Raw genomic sequence first — 25905 nt, 5'->3', positions numbered from 1 at the left:
TGCTCACATTTGAATAGAAAATAACAGAAAAACCTGCTCAGCTCAGTGAACAGGTTTTGGAGCAGCATTATAATATTTTAATATGTCATTAATACATTGTTAAAAGAATGTCTATGATCTTCTCGCAATTAAATCTTGTTGAATAGAAGCTTCATTCTTTTCGAATTTTTTATAAAAAAACATAGGAATGATTCCGATCAAGAAGATGATAAATGGCAGCCAGATAAAGCTAAACTGAATGCCAGACAACGCCGTAGGAGTTTGAACTTGCCCAGCGATATAACCGGTGCTGCCCATGATCCATGCTGGCAATAATCCGCCGATTCCGCTACCCGCTTTAATACAGAATGCGCTTCCAATTGAGGTCAGGAAACCACTTGCCCGAATACCATTTTTCCATTCCCCATAATCGACTGTATCTGACAACATCGCAAACGGCATAGAACATGCAAAGCCTGATCCTAACGCACCAATAATCCAGCCGATAATAATGAGGGTTAAGTCTGTACTGCCCATTAAAATCACGACTTGACCCAGCGCAGCTAATATCAATCCGATAATCATAATCGCATTTTTACTTAATTTTCTGGCGAAAAACGGAATCAGAATCATCGAGATCAACTGCAAGGAGGTAAGTCCATTGATTAAAGGCACTAAGTCCTTACTGTCCAGATTGTATTGCAGATAAAAGATTAGCGTTGCTGAACGAATATTCAAGCCGATCCAGTAACACAAGTTGGCAGCTACAACGAGCATCCAGGGCCAGTTTCGTTTGATGGCTGTAAAGCTTTTAGCAATGGGAACAGATTTCGTTTTTACTGCTGCATTTTCTCGCAAATCGGCAAACGCTATGAAAAACATAATAATCGCCATGATACCAAATAAAACGAGCGTTAAGGAAAATCCTTTTTGATCATTCCCCTGTCCAAAGAAAGCGACCAAAGGTAATGTAAACGTCGTGGCAATGAAGAAACCTACGTTCCCCCCGACCATGCGGAAGGAGTTCAAGACTACGCGTTCATTAGAGTTGGTGCTCAGATTAGGCAAAATAGATGTAATCGGCGTACTGATCCCTGTGTACAGGATGCCGGCTATAATATACGTAATGGCGGCATATGCAATTTTGCCCGACTCACTCCAATTGGGTGTCGTAAACGTAAGGACCATAAACACTGCGAACGGGATCGCTAACCATAGAAAATAGGGTCTGCTCTGGCCGTATTTTGACTTGGTTCGGTCAATCAGGATACCCCAAATCGGGGCATCAATGGCATCGATAAAACGGGTGATAAATAGTAATGTCCCGGCAATCCCGATAGAAAGTCCGAATACATCTGTATAAAAATATAATAGATAACTGGAAATAACACAGTATAGTAGATTGCCTGCTGTATCCGTTAATGAATAGCTGATTTTACGATGAAAAGGAACGGTACTGGCTGCCTTTTCCGGTGGTTCCGTACTCACAATTCTCGTACTCATGATCTTTCCTCTCCCCATGCGAATGAATTATGATTCATAAACCCATACACGCATTTCCCCTTTAGCCCGATTGCACCAGGCGTAGTAAGGAATGGCGGTAATTTGTTGAGGAACAAATTCAGGAGGCTCCGAGCTATATAATGCATTCGAATTTTTTACCCGGTATCCCTCTATGGTCAGCTTTACAATGCCACCCAGCAGGTTTTCGCTGAACTCTTCCGTAATGAGGCTATCCTTCGTCAATCTTAATCCTGCCAAATTCGCTCCATTATCCACTTCTTCCAGGCAAAACACGACTGGTCCGCGTTGGAGAGCAATTTGCTGCTGGTTCATGGAGACCAGTGGATTACTCCGAATGCGCTCAACCGGCATAGCCAAATGCAGAGTTACCACATCTCCGTCCTTCCAAGTACGCTGAATCTCGATATAGCCCTTTTCCAGACGGTCTAATGATATGGTTTCCCCATTCACCTTTACCTCTGCCTGCTTGCACCACCCAGGAATCCGTAGTGCCCATTTGAAGGAAGTCGGCTCTGCTACGTGGATCGAAAATGTTAGATCCGCGTCCCATGGATAATGATGAGTTTGTGTAATTTCAACCTTATGACCAGATAAAGTCATGTTCACCTTGCTGGCAATGTACAGATGCGTATACAACGTATCGTCCGTTTGGGTATACATATTGTCCTCAACTGATGCAATCATTCGTGCCAAATTGGGCGGACAGCAGGCGCAGAAAAACCATTTTTGCCGTTCTGTTTTTACATGCTCCTGATCTTTTCTGGATTTTTGAAAAGGATTAACCTCCAACGGATTCACGTAGAAAAATCGTTTCCCATCCAGATCCATCCCACTAATCGTTCCGTTGTATAGCGCACGCTCCAGAACATCAGCGTATTTCCGGTCTGGCGCTAAACGCAGCATACGATTGGCCCAAAAGGCCAGCCCTACAGAGGCGCAAGTCTCACAGTACATGCTGTCATTGGGAAGATCGTGATGGCAAGTGAATGCTTCCGCGTTTACAGTAGAACCGATGCCTGCAGTGATGTACATTTTGTGATTCGTTACATCATCCCACAGCGTTTCACAGGCTTGTAACAGGGAAGCATCCCCTGTTTTCGCGGCTAAGTCCGCCATCGCAATATACAGATACATCGCTCTTACCGCATGGCCGACTGCCTCTTTTTGTTCCCGCACAGGTTGGTGTGCTTGCTGGTATTCGAAGCCTAAGCCAAAATTAATATTGTTATCATCATTCCAGGTGGGCTCTGTTTGAATATGTTTTCTCTGTTCTTGTTCCTCTGCAAAGTAAATGGGATGCTGTCCCCGCTGTTCAATAAAATATTGCGCTAATTTGAGATATTGATCCTTTGCAGTTACGTCGTATAATTTGATCAAGGCTAACTCAATTTCTTCATGTCCCGGGTAGCCTTTCCGTTTCCCTTCTTCCGTACCAAAAATCTGCTGAATCAGGTCTACGTATTTCTCCATAATGTGAAGAAACTTCGTTTTGCCCGTCGTTTCATAATAAGCAACAGCCGCTTCTATAAAATGCCCTGCACAATACAGCTCATGATTGTCTCTTAAATTGGTCCAGCGATTATTGGGTTCCTTCAGCAGATAGTACGTATTTAGATATCCATCCTCAGCTTGAGCTCTTCCCAACAATTCAATCACTTCATCAGCCCGCTCTTCAAGCGCAGGATTCGGATGATCCCTTAAGCTAAAGGCAACCGTCTCCAGCCATTTGGCAAGGTCACTGTCCTGGAAAACGGTTCCATAATACTCCCCACTGGATTCCCCGGCTGCAATCCTAAAGTTTTCAATCGCATGACTGGGTTCTGTATCTGGTAATTCATCATTTAATGCTTTCCACTGATAAGGAATAACCTCTTCCGCCACAACTTGCTTATACTTTTTCCAAAATAAATCGTCAACGATGACATGCTTAACTGGCTTTGCCGTTTTCATTGGATAAACATCCCTTCCTGGAAATAGAACGCTTTCATTTTTGAAAAAATAAGGATAAAGTAATAATAATATCGTACAAGCTAACCTGAGCTCCCCTTGCTACAGTCCTTATTTTATCAACCTGAATTTATAAAAAAAATCGCGATCTTTAACTAAAACTTATACGATTTCACACACAAAGGAGCTGGCTTCCATGAGCAAAACAGACTTTCTATCATTCCTTGTTCCTCCGCTGCCTTATTTCATTGAGGGGAATTTTACTACATATCAAAAAGGGGATTGGCATCCGAATAGGTATAATCTGGGTTATTTTGACGTAATAATCATTAAAGAAGGATTGCTGCACATTGGCGAAGAGGACGAAGTGTGGAAGGTAACTAAAAATTACGCTCTCATTCTTGAACCGGATAAACATCATTTTCCCATTGAGGCATGTACAGAACAAACCTCCTTTTACTGGTTCCATTTTCAAACCAATAGCATGTGGTGCGCACAATCCTCGCCCAATCCTATTATACCCAGCACCCCCATTCCCGAGCTGCACTTTCATTCAGAACATACGACCATTCATTTGCCCAAAATTCAAAAAGTGGTGAATCCACATGAGCTATTTTCGAAATTAGACTATTTACTAGCCTCTACTTTAAAACCTAGAAAACTGGCACTATGGGAGGCCCAACAGACGTTTGCGAATGTTTTCCAGAGTTTGGAGTATGATCAGAATAATAAAGACAGCTCCTCTAAGTTGGCGGAACAAATCGAAATATACCTAAAACAGAATTACAAAAATACAATCACCAATAAAGATTTGGAGACCCATTTTCACGTACATCAGAACTATCTCGCCAGATGCATGAAGGTCGCTTTCCAGCGCACACCACTTGAGTATTTAATGGATTATCGCCTGGATCAAGGACGCAGTCTTTTGCTGCAAACTGACTGGTCTGTCCAACAAATTACGGAGGAAACGGGATTCTCCCAAGCAAGCTATTTCTCCAAATGCTTTAAAGAAAAATTCGGAATGTCTCCAAAGAATTACAGACAACAATACTGGAAACCAGTCCATTGAATGCTTACACCTCCTTTACATTCTCTTTACATTTTCATTGTATCCTTTTGATATTCTCGCTTTATACTGAGTCGGTTATATCATTTTTACTTCGGAAAAGGGGCATACATATGAAGTCAACTAAACTCGTATTATTAGCCATTTTAACAGGGATTCTGGTATCACCAGAACTGACCCATGCGGCAGACATTCAGCCATCCGGGTATGCATCACTACGAACACAGGCAGATAAAATGGGGGCGACAATTACATGGGACAGTGATGACCAGTCTGTTTTGGTCAAGCTGAAAAATGGCATTGTCGGGACCTTTACAGTGGGGGAGAAGCAATATCGTCTAGCTGGACTAAGCGGAAAAGCGGACCGGGAAATTAAGATGATGAATGGAAATGTATATCTTCCTACAAAACTTCTTACAGCGCTTGAAGCAGAGAACAGCAAATATGCAGATCCTAAGGACGCAATCCCCACCTATAAAGTGATCCCTTCTGCTGAAACAGAAGCTGTGGAGGATGGAGAAGACGCAGCCGACGACCCTGCAATCTGGCTCAACCCGGCCGATCCAGAGAAAAGTAGAATTTTAGCAACCAATAAAGGCGGCGGGATTTTAGTCTATGATCTGGAAGGCAAGCAACTGCAAAACATGAAGGTCGGAAAAATGAATAACGTGGATCTTCGTTACGGTTTCACATTGGGCGGCAAAAAAATTGATATCGCAGGGGCAACCAATCGAACCAACAACACGATCGATATCTTTTCCATTGACGGTGCATCAGGAAAGCTGACCAACGTGGTTGGCAAACCCATTAAAGCATCTATGAAAGAAGTGTACGGATTCAGCTTGTACCATAGCCTCAAGACAGATAAATTTTACGCGCTCGTGTTGGGCAAAGAGGGTGAATTTGAGCAATATGAGCTGACTGACGACGGAAGCGGCAAAATTGCAGGTAAGCTTGTCCGCCAGTTCAAGCTGAATACGCAATCCGAAGGCATGGTTGCTGATGATGAATATGGTACGATCTACATCGCTGAAGAGGATTACGCTATTTGGAAGTATAGTGCGGAGCCAGACGGTTCAACCGAGCCGGTGCGACGTGTGGATATTGCAGATGGGCGCAGACTTCACGATGACATAGAAGGACTTACATTGTATTACGGTAAAGATGGCAAGGGGTATCTTATGGCCTCCAGTCAAGGAAACAGCAGCTATGCGATCTATGAACGACAAGGCGACAATGCATATATAAGCAACTTTACGATTAGCGCGAGCCCTACCGTTGATGGCACATCTGTCACAGACGGTATTGATGTTCTTGGCTACGGATTAGGAAAGAATTTCCCACATGGTATCTTCGTTGCACAAGATGACGAAAATCTTCAAAACGGCAAAAAGTTAAATCAGAACTTTAAAATGGTGCCTTGGGAGCGAATCGCTACGGGAGCCCCTACCCCGCTAACGATAGACGATGGCACCAACCCGCGTGAATTGGTAAACAGAAGCACGAAGTAATGCCCCTCGGGGAAATCAACTCAACATTCCGACTCTATTCATAGAAAAAAAGAGGTGTTCCAAAAGCCATAAACCGGCTACTTGGGACACCCCTTTTTGTTTTTAAGCGAGAAAAGGTTTAAGATCCAGCACCAGCACATTTACCGAGTTGGCCGGTAAGTCTAAGAGGACAGAATCCGTCTGAAGCGTGATTTGCTGTTCGGTAGGCACTACCTTCTCATCATTCTTCTTGTTCACGTTAGGTACATGAACAAGCGAGGAATCGCCGGTTAGTGTAACCAGCTTAGCGATGGACTCAACACTCAAATCTTGTAGATTCAGCTGTATTACCTTATCCACGTTGTCGGCATTCACCAGCTTCACGTATACATGCTCAGCATCTTGGGTTACCGAGTTAAACACGTCTCTGTTGTAAGCCTCCAGTTTGTAGTCCAGCACCTTGCTGGTTGTCTCGCCGTCGGTGTATGAGCAAATCAGATTACTGCCCGTTTCACCGCCGTAGTTCACTGTTATGGTGTAGTCCGTGTTGTCAGCCAACTCTTCATAGCTAGCTGCTCTCAAGTTACCTGCCGCTGTACTGGAAGAGTAGTCACCCAATGTGTAGCCTTCTATGCCCTGCTTGTAAACCTTCACGCCGGTAGCCTTGCCGCCATAGCCGATCGCGTATTCGACAACGTCCTTTTTCTCCGCAGCAATATCCGTGAGACCCGCACCCACATAAAAACCGTCCGTGCCGGAAATGCGGGAGGCGACCACCTCTACCTTGTAATTGCTCCAGCTGTCGTTCAAGATGTACAGACCATTCAGACCGCTATCCTGAGCTTTGAGGACAAGCCCCTTGCCTTCCTCCACTGAAGAGCCCACGGAACCGGGAATGACCTGCCAGGCCGAATTCAATTCCTGGGTAAAGTCTTGATCCAGCAGCATACTGCCGTCCTGGTTGGAAGTAACGGTCACACGTTTAATGATAACTTCGGCGTTGCCTGTCGCGATTTCAATTCCACCCTGAGGAATGAGATCCGTTGGCTTGCCGTTTTTGTAAGTAGAGAAAGAAGTGCTCAATACTTTATTCCCCAAATATTTAGCATACATTTGCTGTACATAGTAGTTCGGCGTAAACCACACTGTTTCGTCATCGAACCAGATGCAGTCTGGCGTCCATCTGTAAGTTCCATCTGTCAGCACCTTGTTAAACAGCGGTGCATACGCAGCCAACCGAACGACATCGGCATTATTTTCGAAGCCCGTCATCACCGCTGCCTCTGCTACAGCACCTGCCAATGTATTTTTATCCGTTGAGGCGTATTCCCCGACAAAAACCTTTGATGTCGCTTTCCAATTGATACTACCGTCCGCGTTATAAGCTCTGTAGTAGTAGTTATAGCGGTCGACGTTATTCAGCAGGTACTCGTTAGAACGATAGTAGTGCTCGTCTGCAATGGTATCCATATAGTCCTTTTGCTTCTCATACCAGGTTACAGTCTCCTCCGTCACCTGGTTACCATCTGCAAAAGCAACCTTAGCCGAACCGGTCATATTACCGCTTAAGAACTTCCAGCCCTGTTGATATGCATCGTCGTCTGCTTGAGCGCCAACCGTGGAGATGATGTGTAGCTCATAACCTGGATAGTTTTTCTCCATGTACTCATCAATCGATGTCTTGAACACTTCAAAGTTGGCAAAAAACTCTGTACCCCAGTTCTCGTTACCTACACCCAAATAACGCAGATCGAACGGAGCTTCATGGCCCATTTTTTTACGCATAGCAGCCCATTCATTATGTTCAAAATCCACACTGATCGCAAAGTCGATCAGATCCGTAAAGTTCTTGATATAGTATTCTCTTAATGCGCCTCCAGCCGGATGAGCGTAATCGGAGCGGGCTTGGCAGAGCACGCCGCAGGCCATAACCGGAAGCGGAGCTGCATTCAGGTCTTCTGCCAACTGGAAATATTCCATATAACCAAGACCCATGGTCATCATATAGCCCCATACATTAAAGTTTTCCTTGCGCAGCTCGATATCCCCAATCGATTCCTTCCAATCGTATACGTTTTCCCATATAAATGAACCCTCGGAAATACAACCACCTGGAAACCGCAAAAACTTCGGATGCATGCCAACCAGTGCGTTCACCAAATCTTTTCTCAGTCGGTAGTTAGGATTACCCTGGAAGTTAGCATGTGCCGATGGGGATTGCTCTTCCTCTCCTGCGCCCCATACATCTTGTGGGAATAAAGAAACCATATCAACCGAAATGTCCCCTTTAAATGTAAGCGCTAGCTGCCCGAGAACCGTAGCTGAGCCTGTCAGTACAAGCTTGGAATCGATGCCGTACTTCTTCCACGTGTTGTCGCCTTCCACCTGTATCGTAACCGAATCACTAATAGCCTTTTCATTTGAGTCTTGCAGTTGCAGTGTGATCGTGCCCGCTGAATCGGCCTTCGCCCAGATGGTAAGCTCATATTTGGCACCCTCTTGGATGGACATGGCACAATTCTGGTTAGAGTCGGAAAAGCCCTTGTTCCGAATCGTTGCACCATCCGCTACCGTCACATAATAAGAGTTCACTTCTTTGTCTTTTGCGCCTAAAAACTCATTTAATCCACCGCTATGTTGTGGAGTCATCTTATCCGTATCACCAGACCAAGCGAACAACGGGTTGCGGTTCCGTCCGGTAGAGCAGCCGCATTCACCGGAAGCATGGGAATACGTATCGAACTCGAAAGATTCAAAGGAGCGATTCTGAACGAGTTCTGCATAAATCCCGCCATCTGCTGCGTTATTGATATCTTCATAGAACAAGCCGTACATCACTTCACTGACATCCACTACTTCCTTATTTCCATGAATGGTCAGCGTGTACGGAGGTAGCTGTTCAGGAAGAACGGATACCTCAAAGCTCTCTTTAATCTGGCTTAAGCCCTTCGTCAATAAGGCTGTGACGGTAACCCCTTGTGCGGAGGTAATCGCCTGAATCTGGCCATTGTCAGAGAGTATACTAGGTTGGCTGGATTTCCAGGTTACTTCTACTCTTCCGCCCATCAGAACGGTTGGCAGAGTTATGTCCTTGGTTACAATCGTCGTCGGAAAGGACAAATATTTATCTCTGGCAAGCTTCACGATCTCTTCATCTGTCAACGAATCGCACATGACCTCAATGACTTCATCTGCCGACAAGCCTGCTTTATAAATTCGAAAGTCTGAAACGGAGCCCGCAAAGTCTACATCCGCTGCATGCTGGGAGCGACCGATAAAATTGTTGCTGTAGTTGGACGAGTCTGTAAACGTTTCGAACCATTTACGCAGCTTGGCATAGTTGCCGCTGGAAGTTTGACTGATGGAACCGTCCGCTACTACCTCACCATTGACATATACCACCGGACCCGCACTGCTTAATGTGCCGCCTTCCGTGCCGATCACAGACAGGGCTATGTGCATCCACTCATCCCTGACAAAACCTCTTCCCGGGTCTACGGACAAATCTGCCTCGGTGAAAAGGGTTCCGCGCAGATTCCGTGTCATGAACATATAGGGCCCTGTATGGGCCTTACCAAAGTCAAAGACACGTTCCCACATATCTGTGAATCTGCCGAAGTTGACCCAAGCAGTAACCGTCACACCGGTGTTATCGCTTACATCTTTGAATAGATCGGAAGGAAGCTGGATATACGATGTACCGTTGGGGCCTCCCTCAAGCGTCAAAGCTGCTCTACCGGTAGCATGGGAAATCGTAGGTGTTACTGTGCCTGAAGCAACCCCATCGTTACCTTGCCCTGAGCTATCTTTGCCGACGTTCTCTGCATCATCAAACTTGTAACGTGCAATGATTTGATCTTGGAATTTGGTCATCTTCGTTGCTCCTATACCTATAGTTTATTAATGTAATAACTAATTAGTTAATATAAATATATACTATATAGCTATAGTACCTTATCCTGAGTGCTTTTTTCAATCCAATAAATCGGATTTATGAAGAAAATACTTGAATAAACTACATAAAAAAGCAGCCATCACAGAAGATACTCTGCGATAACTGCTTTTTGGCTTACAAGATTACTTGGCCTAGTCGGGACTTTTCTGAAATAAAGAAGTTTGGCCGTAGCTATGTTATCCGTTCAATTTTTGTCCACAATTCGGACAGAAGTTAGCTCCTTCGTTTTTTGTACCGCAATTCGGACAAAAATTGGGCTTATTACCGTCTCCAGATGGAGAGGGGGCAGCAGGTGTAGGCTGAGTCTCAGCCGAAGGCTTTGGGTTCGGGTTCAAATTTTTCATCATTTCATTTGCTATATTCATCCCCATCATCATACTCGCCATATCTGAGGCAGCACCACCGCCTTTTACATTACCCGATGCAATCCCGTCCGTCATCGTCACTTGTTGGTACTTTTGCAGATTACCGATCATTTCATGAGAAGCTGTCTTCGTGATCATATCTTGGATTTCTTGAGGATAATTGAAGCTCATCACATGAAAGCCAGTAATCGTCATACCATTGTCCATCACTTGCATATCCAGATCTTCTTGAATACCTTTTGAAATGTCAGAGGCATTCGCCTGCAGATTGAACATGTCCTTTCCTTCTCTGCTGATCCACTTCATCAATAACTGATCCAATACTGAAGTAATGCGTATTTTCACATCCTCAACGAGATAACTGTCCTTCACTCCAGCAATTTTATCGATGAGCGTAACATAATCGTTCACTTTAAAATTAAATGTGCCATTGGCACGGATCGGCATACCGCCTGGCAGCTGGGGGGTCGGGATCAGCACTGGATTCTGCGTCCCCCATTTGACCGTAAACTCCTTCGTATTAACGAATAAGACCTCTACCCTCATGCCACTGTTAAAACCAAATTTAAACCCTTTTAAGGTGGATAGAAATGGAATAATGTCAGAGTCCATGTTATATGACCCTTCATTCTCAAAAATACCCTCTATTTTGCCGTTATTTACAAAAATCGCGTCTTGACCGGAGCGGATGATTAATTTACTGCCTTTTTTAATTTCATGATTACTCCACTTCCAGAAAATCATATCATCTCTAAATTCTTCCCACTCTACAACATTTGCAAATTGATTTCTGAAGAATCCCATACTGTATCCATCCTTTCCGTTCAGGATTTTGCAAAATTCGATTCCAGTCGCTCCAAAGTGCAATATATAGACGAACTAGACCATTTCGATCTATATATTGTTCATTGAAAGTCGCTTATTGGATTTTTACAAAATCCTCAGTTAAAATGATCCTCTGCTGCCGCTATGCGAATGACCGCCGCTGGTAGTTCCGCCACCACCGCCTGAGCTGCTGCTACTGCTGCTCTTTTCAATCTTCCGTTTTGTTGTCGTTGTGTGAAGATACTGATCTCGATGCTCCAGAACTCCTGAGGCGTTCGCATCCTCGTAGGTCTGCCGATTTACCGTAACCCGACCGCCAGAATTGGAAACCATCTTACCCACGATCAACGCTGCCAATCCCAGCGCCACCGCCAAATGAAGCCATCCTTTAAAAAATATACTGTCTGGATTCACCCCTGGACGGATGGCCAAATATTTGTGCGCGCTTAGAATATACTTTTGAAATGCCAGCCCATAGTTGCCGTTGGTCAGATCCGGGCTAATCTCATGGCGTATTTTAGTAAGCCTGTCATCATCCAGATACCGTTCTGCCTTATAAAATCCGGCCAAGTATACCTCTCTATTTCTCATATCCATCGTTAAAATGACCGCGTTCCCATGAGATCTGTCATACCCAGGGCCATGGTCATCATAAAAGTCCTGCGTCATTTTCATAACATCCATATTGTCGAGATTGAGAGTAGTATAAATAATAATGTCCGTTTCTCTTTCCGCTCCGTATTGATTAGCCATAGCGTTCAACACATCATACTCTTCTTGATTGAGCAGACCCGCTTCATCATAAATCAATGGCTTCATTTCTGTCGTTGCTGGTTCGCCCTTCATTTCCATAGGAACTGCCAGAAAAACAGCAAAGAATAACAAGACGGCTATAATGGCTCTATGCTTTTTCAATAGAATTCCCCTCCCATCATCAGCCAAGTGATTAACCTTAATGAGAAGAGAGTAATGCCGAAAATGCCTGCAAACCAAGCCGTCACTTTGAACTTGCTAATCGGAGGCTTACCGACTACCTTGCCCGTCTGTCCGTTCATAGCAAACGTATGCTCCAATTGATTGTAGTCATAGTGTATGACCCATACCGGGAGCAGAACATAATCCGCCTGTTTTAATATAGTATCAATTTGCTTTTCCGTATAACTCACGGACGTATACTCTGACACCGTAGAATGAATATAAGCATCAATATATTCCTTCACTTTTTCTTTAACTCGCGGGAAGAGCTCTTCTTCGTTATAACTGTACTTCTCCGCAATATAACCTGCTAGATATGGCGTTTTAAAGGGTTTTAGCTGATCGTATGGAAAAGGCTCCAATTTATCCATCAGCTCGTCGTTCATTTTCTCTGCAGCATCAATCGGAACCTTTACATAATTCAAACGGATTTTCCGGTGTACATCAAAATGCTTCGTTTCCGTATATTCGTAGTCTCCGCTCGTATAGGTTCTCACTTGGGTACCTTCACCTTGAACCTCAATTTTATTATGTAATTCATATAACCAGAAGGGCACATACATCCCGGTTATTCCCTTGATTCGGTCTGCTATCATGAACCGATTCGGCGTCAGACGGCCGTTCTTACACCATTTTTTGAAAGCATCTATGGCCTCTTCCTTACTGATTGAAAAAGGAATAACCTGCGCCGGAGCCAGCTTCCCGGTCAGTCGGTCTCCAAGAACCACGGCAGAACCACAAAAGCTGCACACCGTTGCACTCGTCTCCACTTCGGTCATAATCACTGCTCCGCAGTTATTACAATGATACTCATGGGCCTCATCTTCTGAAAAAATACGATTTATCAGAGGATCAGGAATAGATTCAATATTGTCCTCTCTTCCGCAACTATGACAGGATAACATCCCTGTCTCACCGTCAAAGACCATGCCGCTGCCGCAGTTGGGGCATTTGTATTCGATAACCGGCATCTGCTCACCTCTTCATGTAGATACTGTTATGATTCCTTATAAAGCATCCAGGTCGTCCTTCGTTCCTGCCCGAAGCTCGGCTATAGCCATCGCTTCATCATACGCTCTGTTCACCTGCTCTTCCATGACCTCAAAAGCAGAATTCTTGCTGCCCATAGAGTTCAAGGCTTGCTGTGCTTTGGCAACCGCCATCTCCCCTTTAAGTTCAGCGTGCCGCGCTTCTAGTTGCCCCATATCGGACACCAACTTCTCCTGCATTTGTTTCATATTTACGGCGTTTGTCGAAGCTAAATCATAGGACGTTTGTAATTGTTCCAATTTTTCTGCCTGTAAACCTTTTCTCTCCAAAAACTTTCGAGCTTCCTCTTCATTACCAGCTTCCACAGACTTACTGGCATAATGCTGGAGCTTTTTGATTTCGGTTTTGCATTCATCCAGTGCTCTTTTTGCCCTTCTCTCATCAGCCAACACTGAGGCCGTCTCCGCTTTCACCTTGCCTAGATCACTGTTCAAATTCCGCATATAATCGTCAATGGTTGTCTCCGGGTCTCCCACCTTATCCACTAAGGCGTTAATATTCATTTTCATAATATCCCTAAACCTCGACAAAATCCCCATGATGACCTCCTTCGAAAGAACTACATTCCACCATATCATACATCAAATCCGGTAAAAAATGTTCATCATAGCTCTATATACTGGCCCACTGATCACTTTCAGATGTGTGTTCGTTTTATTATAAAAGCAAAGGGTCCAAAAACCCGCGACAGATTTTTGAACCCTTCTATTTATTGTTCCTGATTATAGTTCTTCATAGGACTTGGGGTCCTGCCCCCATATCCGTCCATCCTCACTGCTAAATGCCGAAATCACGTTCATTTCCTCTGGAGACAACTCAAAATCAAAAATATCCAGATTCTCCGTTTGGTGTTTTAAAGAAGAGGCCTTAGGGATTGGGATTGCTCCAAGTTGGATATGCCAACGTAAAATCGCTTGTGTAGTCGTTTTATCATGAGCAGCAGCAATTTTCGCAATCTCTTCATTCTCCAGCATGCTGTGACCACGCCCCAAGGGGCTCCACGATTCGGTCACAATGCCCTGTTCAGCATCTTTCGCACGCTGGTGCTCCTGATTAAATAATGGATGCAATTCAACTTGATTTAAGCTCGGCGTAACACCTGTTTCCCGAATTAAACGTTCATTATGCTCGGGCAAGAAATTGCAGACCCCAATGGAACGGATATAGCCCCTTTTCTTCGCCTCAATTAACGCCTGCCAGGCTTCAACATATCGATCAATTCGGGGATTCGGCCAATGGATCAGATAAAGATCATAATAGTCCAGGCCTCCTCTATATAATGACTCTTCGATCGTTACAATGGCTTCTTGGTAAGCATGTCGGCGACCCGGTAGTTTGGAGCAAATCAACAATTCTTCTCTGGGCACAGAGCTCTGCTGGACCGCTTTCCCAACAGCACCCTCATTTTCATAGTTGAACGCTGTGTCGATCAGACGGTAACCTGCATCAATCGCGCCGGTAATCGTCTTTACTCCATCTGCACCCTTCAATCCAGCAGTCCCAAATCCAATGACGGGCACTTTAGTCCCATCATTCAATACCTTCTCCGGAATTTGTTGGTTCATAATTACAGCCTCCTTTACTATTCTCATATACCATAACACCTCTTCAAAACTCCGGCAAAATATAGCAATCCATTCCGTTCCCTATATATGTATATACCCACTAGCTCGTAACTTCCCTACCAAGTTCTCTGTGTGCTAAATCAAAAAGCGCCTGATCCCCATTGAAATCATACTTGAAGTCAAGGGGTCAGGCACTTGTATACCACTACCAAGTCATATAATCCACTTCATGCTGAATTGCTTGGTTGTCCAACACAAAGTTGAAGTGTCTGTATTTTTATTTCAAACCTTTCCATACCCAGTTCTCTACCTCTGGCAAGTCAATGCCTTCTTCGCGGATGAATTGATGATGTTTCTTAATCGTAGCATCCATTTCATCCACAATGTTGGTGTACTTCCCAGCGTCAGGTAAGTTAAGAACGGCTTCCTTCACTAAGTCAAAACGATCCATTTGATTCAATACACGCATATCAAATGGTGTCGTAATATCGCCATTCTCACGGTAACCATGTACATGCAAGTTATGATTGTGACGATCAAAGAACAGATCTTTGATCAGACCTTCGTAACCATGGAAAGCGAAAACAACGGGCTTGTCTTTTGTGAAAAAATGATCAAACTCGGCGTCGGATAATCCACGTGGGTCTAGTTTTTGACTTCTCAGTTTCAGCAAATCTACCACGTTGATGTACCGAATCTTCAAGTCAGGCAGTTTTTCATGCAAAATGGAAATCGCAGCTAAACTTTCAATCGTTGGCTCTGTACCAGCAGAAGCAATGACAAGGTCAGGTTCTCCACCTTGATCTGTACTTGCCCAGTCGATGATCTTCAACCCTTTATCCACCAATTCTTTCGCTTCATCAGCAGTAAACCATTGTGGACGTGGGTGTTTAGACGAAACAATCAAATTGATCTTTTGACGGTCGTTTAAAATGGTGTCGAAAACAGCCAACAATGAATTGGCATCCGCTGGCAGATACTCCCGAATAAATTCTGGTTTTTTATCAGCCAAATGACCTAACAAACCTGGATCTTGGTGTGTATACCCATTATGATCCTGTTGGAACACCGTTGAAGTTGCTACGACATTCAGTGATGGGATATCTGCACGCCATCCTTGATCCGTTGCTTTACGCAGCCACTTAAAGTGCTGGGTGATCATCGAGTCAACCACACGCAGGAAGGCTTCGTAACTTGCAAAGAAACCATGGCGACCTGTTAATACATAACCTTCCAGCAATCCTTCAGCTTGGTGTTCGGATAATTGAGAATCAATTACGCGGCCATAGGATGATAAAAATTCATCATTAGGTTCAATAATTTGGTCCATCCATTGGCGTTTGGTTACTTCAAAAACAGGAGCCAAGCGATTAGACATCGTTTCATCCGGTCCGAAGATTCTGAAATTACGATTTTCTTCATTTAAAAGAACCACATCTTTAACGTATTTCCCTAAAACCGACATATCTTGCGCAATCACTTTACCAGGTACGGAATTATCCAGCGTATAGTTACGGAAATCCGGTAATTTCAAGTCTTTAATGAGGTTACCCGCATTCGCAACAGGGTTCATTCCCATGCGTTTATCGCCTGTAGGCAAAATTTCAGCAAGCTCAGGGTTTAAACGACCGTTTTCGTCGAACAATTCCTCTGGTCTATAGCTATTCAGCCATTCTAACAAAGCAGGTGCGTGCTGCATATTTTTTTGATCAACCGGAATTGGAACCTGATGGGCACGGAATGAATTTTCATTCGGCACGTTGTCCCATTCCTTCGGACCCGTCCAGCCTTTAGGTGAACGGAATACAATCATCGGCCAAGCCGGACGAGTAAGGTCATTATTTTCACGCGCATTCTTTTGAATAGCTTCAATCTTCTCGATAGCCGTATCCAACACTTTCGCCATTTCTGGATGCATGTGATCCGGATTTTCACCTTCAACAAAGAACGGCTCCCAACCCAAACCTTTAAAGTATGAGGTCAATTCTTCTTTTGATTGACGAGACATAATCGTTGGGTTACTAATCTTAAAGCCATTCAAGTGCAAGATTGGTAGCACTGCACCATCTGTGATGGGGTTGATAAATCGGTTAGAAAACCACGAAGCGGCTAATGGGCCTGTTTCAGCTTCACCATCACCAATAACAACAGCTGAAATCAGATCAGGATTATCCAGAATGGCACCTACACCATGAGAAAGGGAGTAACCTAATTCTCCACCTTCATGGATAGATCCAGGTGTTTCAGGGGCAGCATGTGAAGCAATACCGCCAGGGAAAGAGAATTGTTTGAACAATTTCTTCATACCTGAGATATCTTGTGTAATTTGCGGATAGATTTCAGTGTAGCTTCCATCCAGATAAGAATTTGAAACCATAACCTGGCCGCCGTGACCAGGACCTTCAATGTAAAGCATGCTCAAATCATATTTATTAATAACACGATTTAGATGTGCATAAATAAAGTTTTGTCCTGGAATTGTGCCCCAGTGTCCAATAGGCTTAACCTTCACATCTGAATCTTTTAAAGGCTCTCTCAACAAAGGATTATCTTTTAAATAAAGCTGACCTACCGAAATGTAGTTCGTTGCACGCCAATATGCATCAAGTTTTTCTAAATATGTTTTAGATGAATAATCTGCTAACACGGGTGATAATGACATGGTGTCCACTCCCTAAGTAGTTTTGTTTGTAATTTATTTCCGGAAATTTCATCTACAAATCCATCATAACGCTACGCCAATTTAATTCAACCTTTTTCACAAGTGATACGGTCCAATTTTGTGAAATTTTGAACATACTATGAAATATAAATTAAAAAGACAGTAAAAAAGCTCTTACATTAAAATATATAGAAGTATAAACCAATAAAATTTTTAATAAACGAGGCAATCGCAGGCTTCAATCCTTTTTTCAAAACCATAAAAAAAAGACCGGAGAATTCTCCAGTCTTATCATTAGTGAACCGATACAAAGGTATTAAATTTTAAATATTTGTAATGAAATCGCATATGAGAAAACTCAAATGGCGTACCGTTATCTAAAAAGAACACACCTTCCATAATACCTACAGGCTCATTTTCATTTAAATGTAGCAGCTTTTGATCATTCTCTTGAGACGGTTCTGCAAAAATGGATAAAAAAGATTTGGTGACAGCCAAGTTCCGCGAGTCTTCCAAATAATTAAAAATGGATCCCTCGATAATGGTCTGATTTAAATTCTGGACGATTTTAATGGGGATATAGCCTGTTTCAATCATAAAAGGATCATCATCAAATAGACGTAAGCGGACAATTTTGTAAACAAAATCATGAGTCTCCAAGAACAAATCACGCTGTAACTCTTCTGTTGGCGGAATGACCTCAAAACTTAATACTTTGATTTTTGGCTTTTTACCATGCATTTGAAAATTATCAGTGACCCCTAGATTAGAGCCTTCGTAGTTAAAGATAGATTCATTTCTTATGTATAATGGATTAATAAATGTCCCGGAACCTTGTTTTTTGAAAATAATTCCGACATTCTCCATTTTAGTCAGAGCACGTTTAATTGAACTACGACTAACCTGGTAAGTCTCACTAAGACTACGTTCATCTGGCAATCTCATATCTGCAAACTTTCCCGCAAAGATTTTCATCTTAAGATCGTCAATAATTTGCTTATAGACAAATTGTGTCATATAGTACTCCTCTTTCAGGTCTTCTATAACTCTATATAGTTTACCATAACTTGCCCATTTCATCTCATGTTTGTTTCTGTATACTGAGTGGACTTTCAGCGGATAGGAAGCGCCCTCGCTTTTACTTTACATCTCTATGCATAATACCAGGATTACACATACATAACACCACTGAACGTACCTGCAAAACAGCAGAAGATACAGAACCCCCACCTTAATATCGGTAATAAGACCAAGCCTGTTTCGAACCTGGAGGGATGTTTGACTAGACCAGGCTAAAATCCTTGAATACATTGTTATTATTTATCTTGTTCAAGCGTTTTCTAATAAGAATGGTGGGGGGGAGATCATATTGGCTATCCGCTACAGCGTCATCATTCCAACCTATAATCGAGCCCAGCAATTGTTGCTCACACTCGCTTCATTTGAGACACAAACCTATCCAAAGCAACTATTCGAAGTCATTGTAGCTGATGACGGTTCTACAGACGGAACGAAAGAAATGGTCGAAGGCTTCAAAGCATCCTATCCTCTTATCTATGTGTCACATCAGGAACAACGCGGTCGATCTGCCGTTCGAAATTTGGGACTGCACCGTGCAAAAGGGCTGTACATCATCTTCTGCGACGCTGACTTTGTAGTATTACCGGAATTCATTAGGATCGTGAGCCGTTATCACCGTAAATATCCCAAGTCCGTGCTTTCAGGCATTCCTCACTCGTGGGACGATGCCTTTACCCATTATTACCCTGACTTTTCTCCTGAAGAAAAAGAACAATGTCGCAACATACTTACGCAGTCCAACTTATGGAATGCTGACTATGAAGCAGCGAACGAAATTACTCCGATCATAACCCCAGAAGACATCCTTCACCAAACGGGTGCGTTGTCTAAAGTAGTTAGCCCCACAAGGGTTCCTCCCAATACGCAGAAACAATTTGCCTCAACAGACGTAGCCCCCTGGATGCTGCTGGTTACTCGTTGTGTAGCCATCAGACGCAGCCACTTGATTCGTATTGGAGGTTTCAATGAACGGTTTGTGCTGTATGGACTCGAAGACTGGGACCTTGGCTATAGACTACATCGCTTGAAGATTCCTTTTTATTGCATCAAAGAGGTGGTCGGATATCATCAGGAACATCCAACCTATCTTAGAGGTAACGTTTTAAATACGGAAAATTTGAGAATCATGTATGAAACCTACGGATTCAATGACTCCTCGTTAAATCTATTTGCTCTGATCCCTCCATCGGAGGATTTTGAGGCCTACAAAAATACGTTGCGGGTATTGCGCAGGGGATTCCGCTCTAAGTTAACACGCTCATCAGCACTGTTATTAAGAAGAACACTACACATTGCAGCCAAACAGTTCTACGATCAAAGCCATACTCATGCATACAAAAAATCATTACACTTGATAAAAAAGAAAGCAGAGAACCGGAAAAGTCGAGTCGCTCACGTGTTACGAGAAATGCTGGTGAAGTCTGAAAAGCTGGTGGAATAATAGTTACTCATTTACAGCGTACAAAATCGTGTGTATTGCATCCTCCTTACGGGATAAAAAAACTCCTCCATAAAGGTGCGAGCCCAACTTGGCAAGCAGCTTTATGGAGGAGGAGTCGCCATGTCCGGAGATAACGACAAGAATTGTCGTTACTAGTTTACTATTCCTCTGATAGTCCAGCATGCTTTCTGATTATTCATTACATATGAGTTTTACCAACTGCTAAGAACTCAATATTTTAATGCTATCATCGCACCAGCTAATTAAACTGCTAAACTGACTTTTACCATAGCTCATTGTGATCATCCAATATTTGTGATTATGGTCTTTATGCTCTACGTTGATAAGCCAACGTTCAAGTTCTTCAAAAATATGCAAGCTTTCCACTAGCTTTTCTTTATACTCCTGTATGTGCTTTATAATCGTTTCAGGCGAAGAATTCCCGCCAAAAAACACCCTCAACAGCAGCTCATTTTTTTTAAGCATCACCACATGCTCCATGGGCTGAGAAAGCCAGTCTGACAACGTCTGCCTTCCCTGATCGGTAATGCTGTAGAGTTTCTTGTCAGGCTTTCCTTTCTGTCGAATAACCTCGACTGCAATATCTTTTCGATCCAGTAGCTCTGCCAGGCTGGGATAGATCTGACCATAGTTCTCATTCCAAAAGTAACTAGTGCTTTGCTCCATATGTTGCTTTATATCATAACCGGTATGAGGACCCAGACTCAGAATGCCTAATACCGCAAACATTGTATTGGTTTTTCCTGACTGTCTCGCCATTATATATTGTGCCTCCTGTTACCTCTAGCAAATCTCCGTAGTATGTCATGCTTTCATTAGACTAGACATAATTATAGCCCATTTAAACTAGCTTCACATCTCTCTATATATTATTTAAATATATATTATTATAATAATTAATGTTGACAAGGGTTTATCATCGTTTTATATTAACGATATCAACAAAATACCAATGAGCTTGCCAAGCTGAAGCCTTGGATACAGATATCATAAAGAATTCCAAGACATCGCTTGGTTAAATCTTAATAAGGAGATATCAGACCATGACCATGATCAGTGTAAATTATCCCGCAGGCCGCATAACGCTTGAACAGCGCCGTCTTTTGGCAGAAGGTTTGACGGATGCAGTTCTCGTTCCAGAGGTAGGTCAATATTGTCCGCCAGCAAGAGAAGGGTTTCAGGTCCATTTCACCGAACGTCCAATAGATTACATGGCAATTGGCGGGCAATTGCTGTCGGATCAGCCAGAACGTGATGTAATTACTGTCAATGTACTAGTGATGGATGGTGACTGGCCTAACGACGTTCGCAAAAAAGTGCTTGAGAATATTCTTGGCAGTTTGACTAAAGTACTTGGTGTACCGGAACCATCCCCGACTTGGTGGGTATCCTTCCAGGTCATTGAAGAAGGCAGCTGGGGTTCTCGCGGCGGCGTGCTCTCTATTCTAGACCTGCTGGATTCAGGAGTCTTTACTGAGGAGAAAATTAAGGCTATCAAGCAAAATATTACACGGGTAACACCGGGAAATCTAACGAAAAAACACCCATAAGGGTGTTCTTCATTTGTCCAAAGTAACATCCTTCAGTTTACATAATCTTAATGGCTAGCCAAATCATACTCCAAAGCTTGAAGAGAAAGGCTATCCCTCGTACTGCCTCCCTCTCCCGGTCTCATATCAAAAATACGATCGACAAATCGATTGACATCCAGCAGCATTGCTTTTCGTTCCTCCGAGGTTACACGCGGCACCGAGTAAAGAAGCTTAATCTCAGCATCCGAAAACTTAGCGAACCCAAACAAATTATCGTTCGCCGCGTAGAGCATATCTTTCTGACGTGATATACGAATATAGTCTTCTGAAGATCCTGTTGTAAAAATCGAGTAGGCTCTCTTGCCCTCAAGCCCATATACACCATCAGAAGAGCGTATGAGTCCTGTTGTGAACACTCTATCTATATATCCTTTAATAACAGCGGGAAATCCGCCCCACCATACCGGTGAAATAATAATCAAGGCATCTGCCCACAATAAATCCTCCTGTTCTTTTACTATCTCCTCTGGCAATACGTTAGTGACCTTAGCCTCTAAATCCTTTAAGCCTACCGTCGGATTAAATGACATTTGGATTAAATCTTTTACCTTAACATTCGCCCCTCGTACGTTTAGATGAGCGATCACCTGCTCCAAAATCGCTTTGTTAAAGCTCTTAGCATAAGGGTGACCGTATAAAATATTAATGTTCATCTTCTTCGCCCCCAGAATATTTTCAGATGGCTTGTCAAAGCTTTAATGCTAATGTAATGTTAAGCCAATGGTATCGAAACAACAAGTAGGCATATTTATAGTATATACTATCAAAAATCATACTAATTGATTTCATAGGACTTTCTGGAATACAAATGATGAGGAGATGGCACAAATGAGTGAAAATCTGAATTATTTTATAGATTGCCCCTTAACAAAGGTTCAGAAAATCATTGGCGGCAAATGGAAAATAGTGATTTTATGGTTTCTGTCCCGTGGTACCCAAAGATTCGGTGAAATTAAACGCGCCTTTCCTGATATCACACAAGCGATGTTAACCAAGCAGCTAAGAGAATTAGAAGAAGACGGGTTTGTGCATCGCGAAATATTCAGAGAAATCCCTCCCCGGGTTGAATACTCGCTAACAGCTCACGGAGCAAATTTCGTCCCCATATTGCGCAGTATGTATGATTGGGGGGAGGTTCATCTGGAGCACTCGAAAAAATGAAAACCCACTATGACCAATTTTGTCAAAGTGGGTTTAATCCTGTTTCCTCTGAGGGCGAAACAGTAGCCGTTTCGTTTACTGTTGTTTCTCAGTTAATGTTCTCACTTTAATAGGATGCAGATTGGCCTCGATTTGAGCCCGCTGCGATTCATACCACTCTGGCAGCATTAATTTCTGCCCCAAAGATTCAGCAGGTTCATCGTTAGCAAATCCCGGTGGATCTGTAGCAATTTCAAATAATATGCCGCCCGCTTCTCTGAAATATATAGCATTAAAATATTGGCGGTCTATGATTGGAGTCGGCTGATAGCCATAATGCTGGACTGCGCTTCTCCATTCTTCATGTTGTTCGAAATCTTTTGCACGCCATGCAATGTGATGTACCGTGCCTGCTCCACCAAAGCCTAAACCCATTTTGGCGAGCGGAACATCCACGATGTTGCCGATTTCTCCTACGGACTGATAACGGGCATATTCGGCGTCTTCAGCGATTTTCGTAAATCCGAGTATGCTCTCCAATGCATCCATCGTTCTCTGTGGGTTGACGCTAAATAGCACGGCGCCTCCAAACCCCTTAATTGCTTTATCAGCCGAAATACCACCGTAAGACCAAGTACTATTCGCTCCCGCTTCACGTTCAACAAGCTCAAGGCGTAAGCCCTCATTATCCTCAAATTGAAGATATTTTTCAGAAAAACGGCTCTTTTTCGTAACTTGAATATCAAAGCTTTCCAAACGATGCTGCCAAAAATCAAGTGAACCTGGGGGTACCACATACGAGGTTATGCCCACCTGGCCACCTCCGATTCGTCCTTTAGGAGTTCCTGGTGCAGGAAAAAAAGTAATGATTGTTCCAGGACTTCCTGCCTCGTTGCCAAAGTACAAGTGGTAAACCTCAGGAGCATCGAAGTTAATTGTCTTCTTGACTAACCGAAGCCCCAGGACGCCGGCATAGAAGTCGACATTTTCCTGCGGATTATCAGCAAAAGCTGTAATATGATGGATACCTGTAGTTTGCAGTGACATATGAAACCCTCCTTTAATCATAGGAACCTTTATTTTTGTTGTTAATGACTTTTAATGACCTAAACATCATGTTTTATCTAAGTAATGCATCGATGGAATATGAACCTGCCCCTGTCAACGCAATACCAATTACGACTGCAATAAGAACTAGCGGATATTCATAGCCATTAGCTGTTGCCCAGATCCCGTTTTGGCCATGTACTTTGAAAATTGCCCCAAGCATAGTCACCGTAATCAACAATGCAGCCAGTGGAGTGAGTAGTCCTAAAGCAAATAGAGCTCCTCCCAGCAATTCCATCAACCCAGCAGACACTGCCATGAATACTCCGGGCTTAATGCCGATCGATTCCATCCAACTGCCAGTACCTTTTGGACCATAGCCACCAAACCAGCCAAAAAGCTTCTGTGCTCCGTGCCCCACCAATAACAATCCAACCACCAAACGTATCAGTAACAATCCACTTGCCAACATAAAAATCACCCTCCATGTTATATTTATTTAAAGATTGTTAAATTAGAGATATTAGACAAAATTAAATTCATTGTTTAACGATTTGAGCCTGTTCTTTTTTTAGTTTTTCAGGCGTAACATCATCTCCATGTGGATCATAAATCGTAGCGTTCAAGAGAATGCTTTTTACAGAACCCCGAAAGATTTGAAGGTATTCTTTGCGAAGATCCGTTTGTTCCATTTTTTCAATTTCAGTTAACCCAACTTCTTTTGCTTTTTTTGCAAGCTGATTAATTCTTTCTAAAATTGTAAGCATGTATATACCTCCCTATGCAAAATTTTCTGATTGTTTTTATCTTTAATTTATTTATCTTGATATAAAGATATAACATTTTTTTATCCGTGTCAATACTTTTTCGAAAAGAAAAGAAGATGAACGCTTGAGTTGCTTTCAAAGGTGAAAGAAAAAGCAGCCAGAACACTTAGAGATACCTTTAAGCTATAAGTTGTGTGAAGCCTCTTCAAATCAATTACTAGAGCCATAATAAAAAGCCACCAACCAGAATCACTGGCTGATGGCTTTCTTGTCTTACTCAAATGGAGGCGAGGGGAGTCGAACCCCTGTCCGAAGATAACGACACATAAGCTTCTACGGGTGTAGTGACAGTTTTGATGTCACCCTAGAAACTCCCTGTCACCGGATTCCCTTCGGGTCAGCCTGATTATCTTCTTCAGCTCACCGCAGGCGGAGATGAGACAGCGTATTCCACTATTTGTTAGCCCCTATCCCAGTCACATGGACGATGCTGGGTAGAAGCACGCACACAGTTTCTTAGGCTGCGAAAGCGTAGTTGTTTTGTTGTTTGCCGTTTAATAGGCTTTAGCGTTGATGAAGCGGACGCGTCCCCACTACCCGCTACCCATGCTCGAACTATCCCCGTCGAATCCATAAACGCCCCCTTATTATAAAAGGGCTCCACGGATAAATCCGGAAATACCGGAGCATAAGCATGCATAATATCAAAAGCTGAATTCTAAGATTCAACACTCGAACAAAGAAGCTTTAAAACTGACTACTTCGTTAGTATACCATATTACAGGTCATTACGAAACGAAATGAAGCCATTTATGCCTTATAAAATACCACCATTACAGGAACAAGTAACTTCTCCACGTAATTTGTACCATACCCAATAATACAGCAACTTATCTTGCAATTTTCTGCTTCTCACGCAAAGCGCGTTGGATATCACGTTGTGCATCGCGTTTAGCCGCAGCATCACGTTTATCATACTGCTTTTTACCTCTGCCCAATCCGAGCAAAAGCTTGGCATAACCGTTGCGAACGTAAATCTTGAGCGGCACGATCGTATAGCCTTCCTGTTTGGACAGACCAATAAGCTTGCGAATCTGCTCTTTATGCAACAGCAGCTTACGTGTACGCGTCGGATCGGTAGGATTATTACGATTACCTTGCTCAAAAGGACTGATGTGCATATTGTGAATATGAATTTCGCCATTACGGATCGTAGCAAATGCATCACTTATATTGGAGCGACCATTCCGTAGAGACTTAATTTCTGTTCCCGTAAGCACCATGCCCGCCTCGTAGGTGTCCTCAATAAAATAGTCATGGGAAGCTTTTTTGTTCTGGGCGAGCACTTTCCCGTCTGCCTTCTTACCCATGAATACCACTCCTTATGAATAACGTAATTCACTCTTGAAAT

Annotated in this window: 21 protein-coding genes and 1 other RNA gene; 5 read left to right on the top strand and 17 right to left on the bottom strand. The window is 43.1% G+C overall.

Annotation, left to right across the window (positions count from 1 at the left end; all coding sequences use genetic code 11):
• Window positions 1-111: 111 nt before the first annotated feature.
• Together G9G54_RS21610 and G9G54_RS21605 are read right to left on the bottom strand one after the other, a co-directional pair.
• On the bottom strand, window positions 112-1482 hold the full coding sequence (locus G9G54_RS21610) for an MFS transporter (RefSeq protein WP_165179560.1): 1371 nt from the start codon (window positions 1480-1482) through the stop codon (window positions 112-114).
• Between the two features lie 27 nt (window positions 1483-1509).
• Entirely contained in the window at window positions 1510-3453 is a 1944-nt protein-coding gene (locus G9G54_RS21605; RefSeq protein WP_165179559.1) for a glycoside hydrolase family 127 protein, read from the bottom strand.
• A gap of 193 nt (window positions 3454-3646) precedes the next feature.
• Here G9G54_RS21605 and G9G54_RS21600 point away from each other — a divergent pair, with 193 nt between their 5' ends.
• Complete coding sequence (locus G9G54_RS21600) at window positions 3647-4522, top strand: helix-turn-helix transcriptional regulator (protein WP_165179558.1); 876 nt, start codon at window positions 3647-3649, stop codon at window positions 4520-4522.
• Window positions 4523-4632: 110 nt separating this feature from the next.
• On the top strand, window positions 4633-6030 hold the full coding sequence (locus G9G54_RS21595; RefSeq protein WP_165179557.1) for a phytase: 1398 nt from the start codon (window positions 4633-4635) through the stop codon (window positions 6028-6030).
• Between the two features lie 102 nt (window positions 6031-6132).
• On the opposite strand, the gene G9G54_RS21590 is transcribed toward G9G54_RS21595, so the two are convergent.
• The 8 genes from G9G54_RS21590 to G9G54_RS21555 all read right to left on the bottom strand — a co-directional run bounded on the left by G9G54_RS21590 (window position 6133) and on the right by G9G54_RS21555 (window position 18423).
• The gene (locus G9G54_RS21590; RefSeq protein ID WP_165179556.1) at window positions 6133-9882 is read right to left on the bottom strand and encodes an alpha-L-arabinofuranosidase C-terminal domain-containing protein; all 3750 of its coding nucleotides are present in this window, start codon (window positions 9880-9882) and stop codon (window positions 6133-6135) included.
• Between the two features lie 258 nt (window positions 9883-10140).
• Window positions 10141-11133, bottom strand: a complete 993-nt coding sequence (locus G9G54_RS21585; RefSeq protein WP_165179555.1) for an SPFH domain-containing protein — start codon at window positions 11131-11133, stop codon at window positions 10141-10143.
• Between the two features lie 141 nt (window positions 11134-11274).
• Entirely contained in the window at window positions 11275-12069 is a 795-nt protein-coding gene (locus G9G54_RS21580) for a TPM domain-containing protein (RefSeq protein ID WP_165179554.1), read from the bottom strand.
• Complete coding sequence (locus G9G54_RS21575) at window positions 12066-13100, bottom strand: TFIIB-type zinc ribbon-containing protein (RefSeq protein ID WP_165179553.1); 1035 nt, start codon at window positions 13098-13100, stop codon at window positions 12066-12068. Before G9G54_RS21575 ends, G9G54_RS21580 begins: the two co-directional genes overlap by 4 nt.
• Window positions 13101-13136: 36 nt before the next feature.
• Window positions 13137-13718, bottom strand: coding sequence for a PspA/IM30 family protein (locus G9G54_RS21570; RefSeq protein ID WP_165179552.1), 582 nt, complete (start codon window positions 13716-13718; stop codon window positions 13137-13139).
• 183 nt (window positions 13719-13901) lie between these two features.
• Complete coding sequence (locus G9G54_RS21565) at window positions 13902-14744, bottom strand: aldo/keto reductase (protein WP_165179551.1); 843 nt, start codon at window positions 14742-14744, stop codon at window positions 13902-13904.
• A 277-nt stretch (window positions 14745-15021) separates the two neighbouring features.
• Entirely contained in the window at window positions 15022-17406 is a 2385-nt protein-coding gene (locus G9G54_RS21560) for a phosphoketolase family protein (protein ID WP_185156322.1), read from the bottom strand.
• Between the two features lie 294 nt (window positions 17407-17700).
• Window positions 17701-18423, bottom strand: a complete 723-nt coding sequence (locus G9G54_RS21555) for a GntR family transcriptional regulator (RefSeq protein ID WP_023986502.1) — start codon at window positions 18421-18423, stop codon at window positions 17701-17703.
• A 352-nt stretch (window positions 18424-18775) separates the two neighbouring features.
• Between G9G54_RS21555 and G9G54_RS21550 the strand changes: the two genes are divergently transcribed.
• On the top strand, window positions 18776-19927 hold the full coding sequence (locus G9G54_RS21550; RefSeq protein ID WP_165179550.1) for a glycosyltransferase family 2 protein: 1152 nt from the start codon (window positions 18776-18778) through the stop codon (window positions 19925-19927).
• A gap of 222 nt (window positions 19928-20149) precedes the next feature.
• On the opposite strand, the gene G9G54_RS21545 is transcribed toward G9G54_RS21550, so the two are convergent.
• A complete protein-coding gene (locus G9G54_RS21545) occupies window positions 20150-20707 on the bottom strand; it encodes a PadR family transcriptional regulator (protein ID WP_023986500.1) in 558 nt (185 codons plus the stop codon).
• A 284-nt stretch (window positions 20708-20991) separates the two neighbouring features.
• Here G9G54_RS21545 and G9G54_RS21540 point away from each other — a divergent pair, with 284 nt between their 5' ends.
• The gene (locus G9G54_RS21540; RefSeq protein ID WP_165179549.1) at window positions 20992-21498 is read left to right on the top strand and encodes a tautomerase family protein; all 507 of its coding nucleotides are present in this window, start codon (window positions 20992-20994) and stop codon (window positions 21496-21498) included.
• 47 nt (window positions 21499-21545) lie between these two features.
• On the opposite strand, the gene G9G54_RS21535 is transcribed toward G9G54_RS21540, so the two are convergent.
• Window positions 21546-22193 (bottom strand): NAD(P)H-dependent oxidoreductase, encoded by a 648-nt coding sequence (locus tag G9G54_RS21535; protein WP_165179548.1) that lies wholly within the window; start codon window positions 22191-22193, stop codon window positions 21546-21548.
• Window positions 22194-22368: 175 nt separating this feature from the next.
• Here G9G54_RS21535 and G9G54_RS21530 point away from each other — a divergent pair, with 175 nt between their 5' ends.
• Entirely contained in the window at window positions 22369-22701 is a 333-nt protein-coding gene (locus tag G9G54_RS21530; protein ID WP_165179547.1) for a winged helix-turn-helix transcriptional regulator, read from the top strand.
• Window positions 22702-22776: 75 nt separating this feature from the next.
• On the opposite strand, the gene G9G54_RS21525 is transcribed toward G9G54_RS21530, so the two are convergent.
• The 5 genes from G9G54_RS21525 to smpB all read right to left on the bottom strand — a co-directional run bounded on the left by G9G54_RS21525 (window position 22777) and on the right by smpB (window position 25864).
• The gene (locus G9G54_RS21525) at window positions 22777-23727 is read right to left on the bottom strand and encodes a ring-cleaving dioxygenase (RefSeq protein WP_165179546.1); all 951 of its coding nucleotides are present in this window, start codon (window positions 23725-23727) and stop codon (window positions 22777-22779) included.
• Window positions 23728-23800: 73 nt separating this feature from the next.
• The gene (locus tag G9G54_RS21520; RefSeq protein WP_165179545.1) at window positions 23801-24199 is read right to left on the bottom strand and encodes a DoxX family protein; all 399 of its coding nucleotides are present in this window, start codon (window positions 24197-24199) and stop codon (window positions 23801-23803) included.
• A gap of 67 nt (window positions 24200-24266) precedes the next feature.
• Entirely contained in the window at window positions 24267-24494 is a 228-nt protein-coding gene (locus G9G54_RS21515) for a DUF896 domain-containing protein (protein WP_165179544.1), read from the bottom strand.
• Between the two features lie 279 nt (window positions 24495-24773).
• Window positions 24774-25138, bottom strand: a transfer-messenger RNA (tmRNA) gene (ssrA, locus tag G9G54_RS21510).
• 246 nt (window positions 25139-25384) lie between these two features.
• Complete coding sequence (smpB, locus tag G9G54_RS21505; RefSeq protein ID WP_013308270.1) at window positions 25385-25864, bottom strand: SsrA-binding protein SmpB; 480 nt, start codon at window positions 25862-25864, stop codon at window positions 25385-25387.
• Window positions 25865-25905 lie beyond the last annotated feature (41 nt).

Source organism: Paenibacillus sp. EKM212P, assembly GCF_011066115.1.
Classification (GTDB): domain Bacteria; phylum Bacillota; class Bacilli; order Paenibacillales; family Paenibacillaceae; genus Paenibacillus; species Paenibacillus polymyxa_B.
This window is presented reverse-complemented; position numbering and strand designations above follow the sequence as displayed.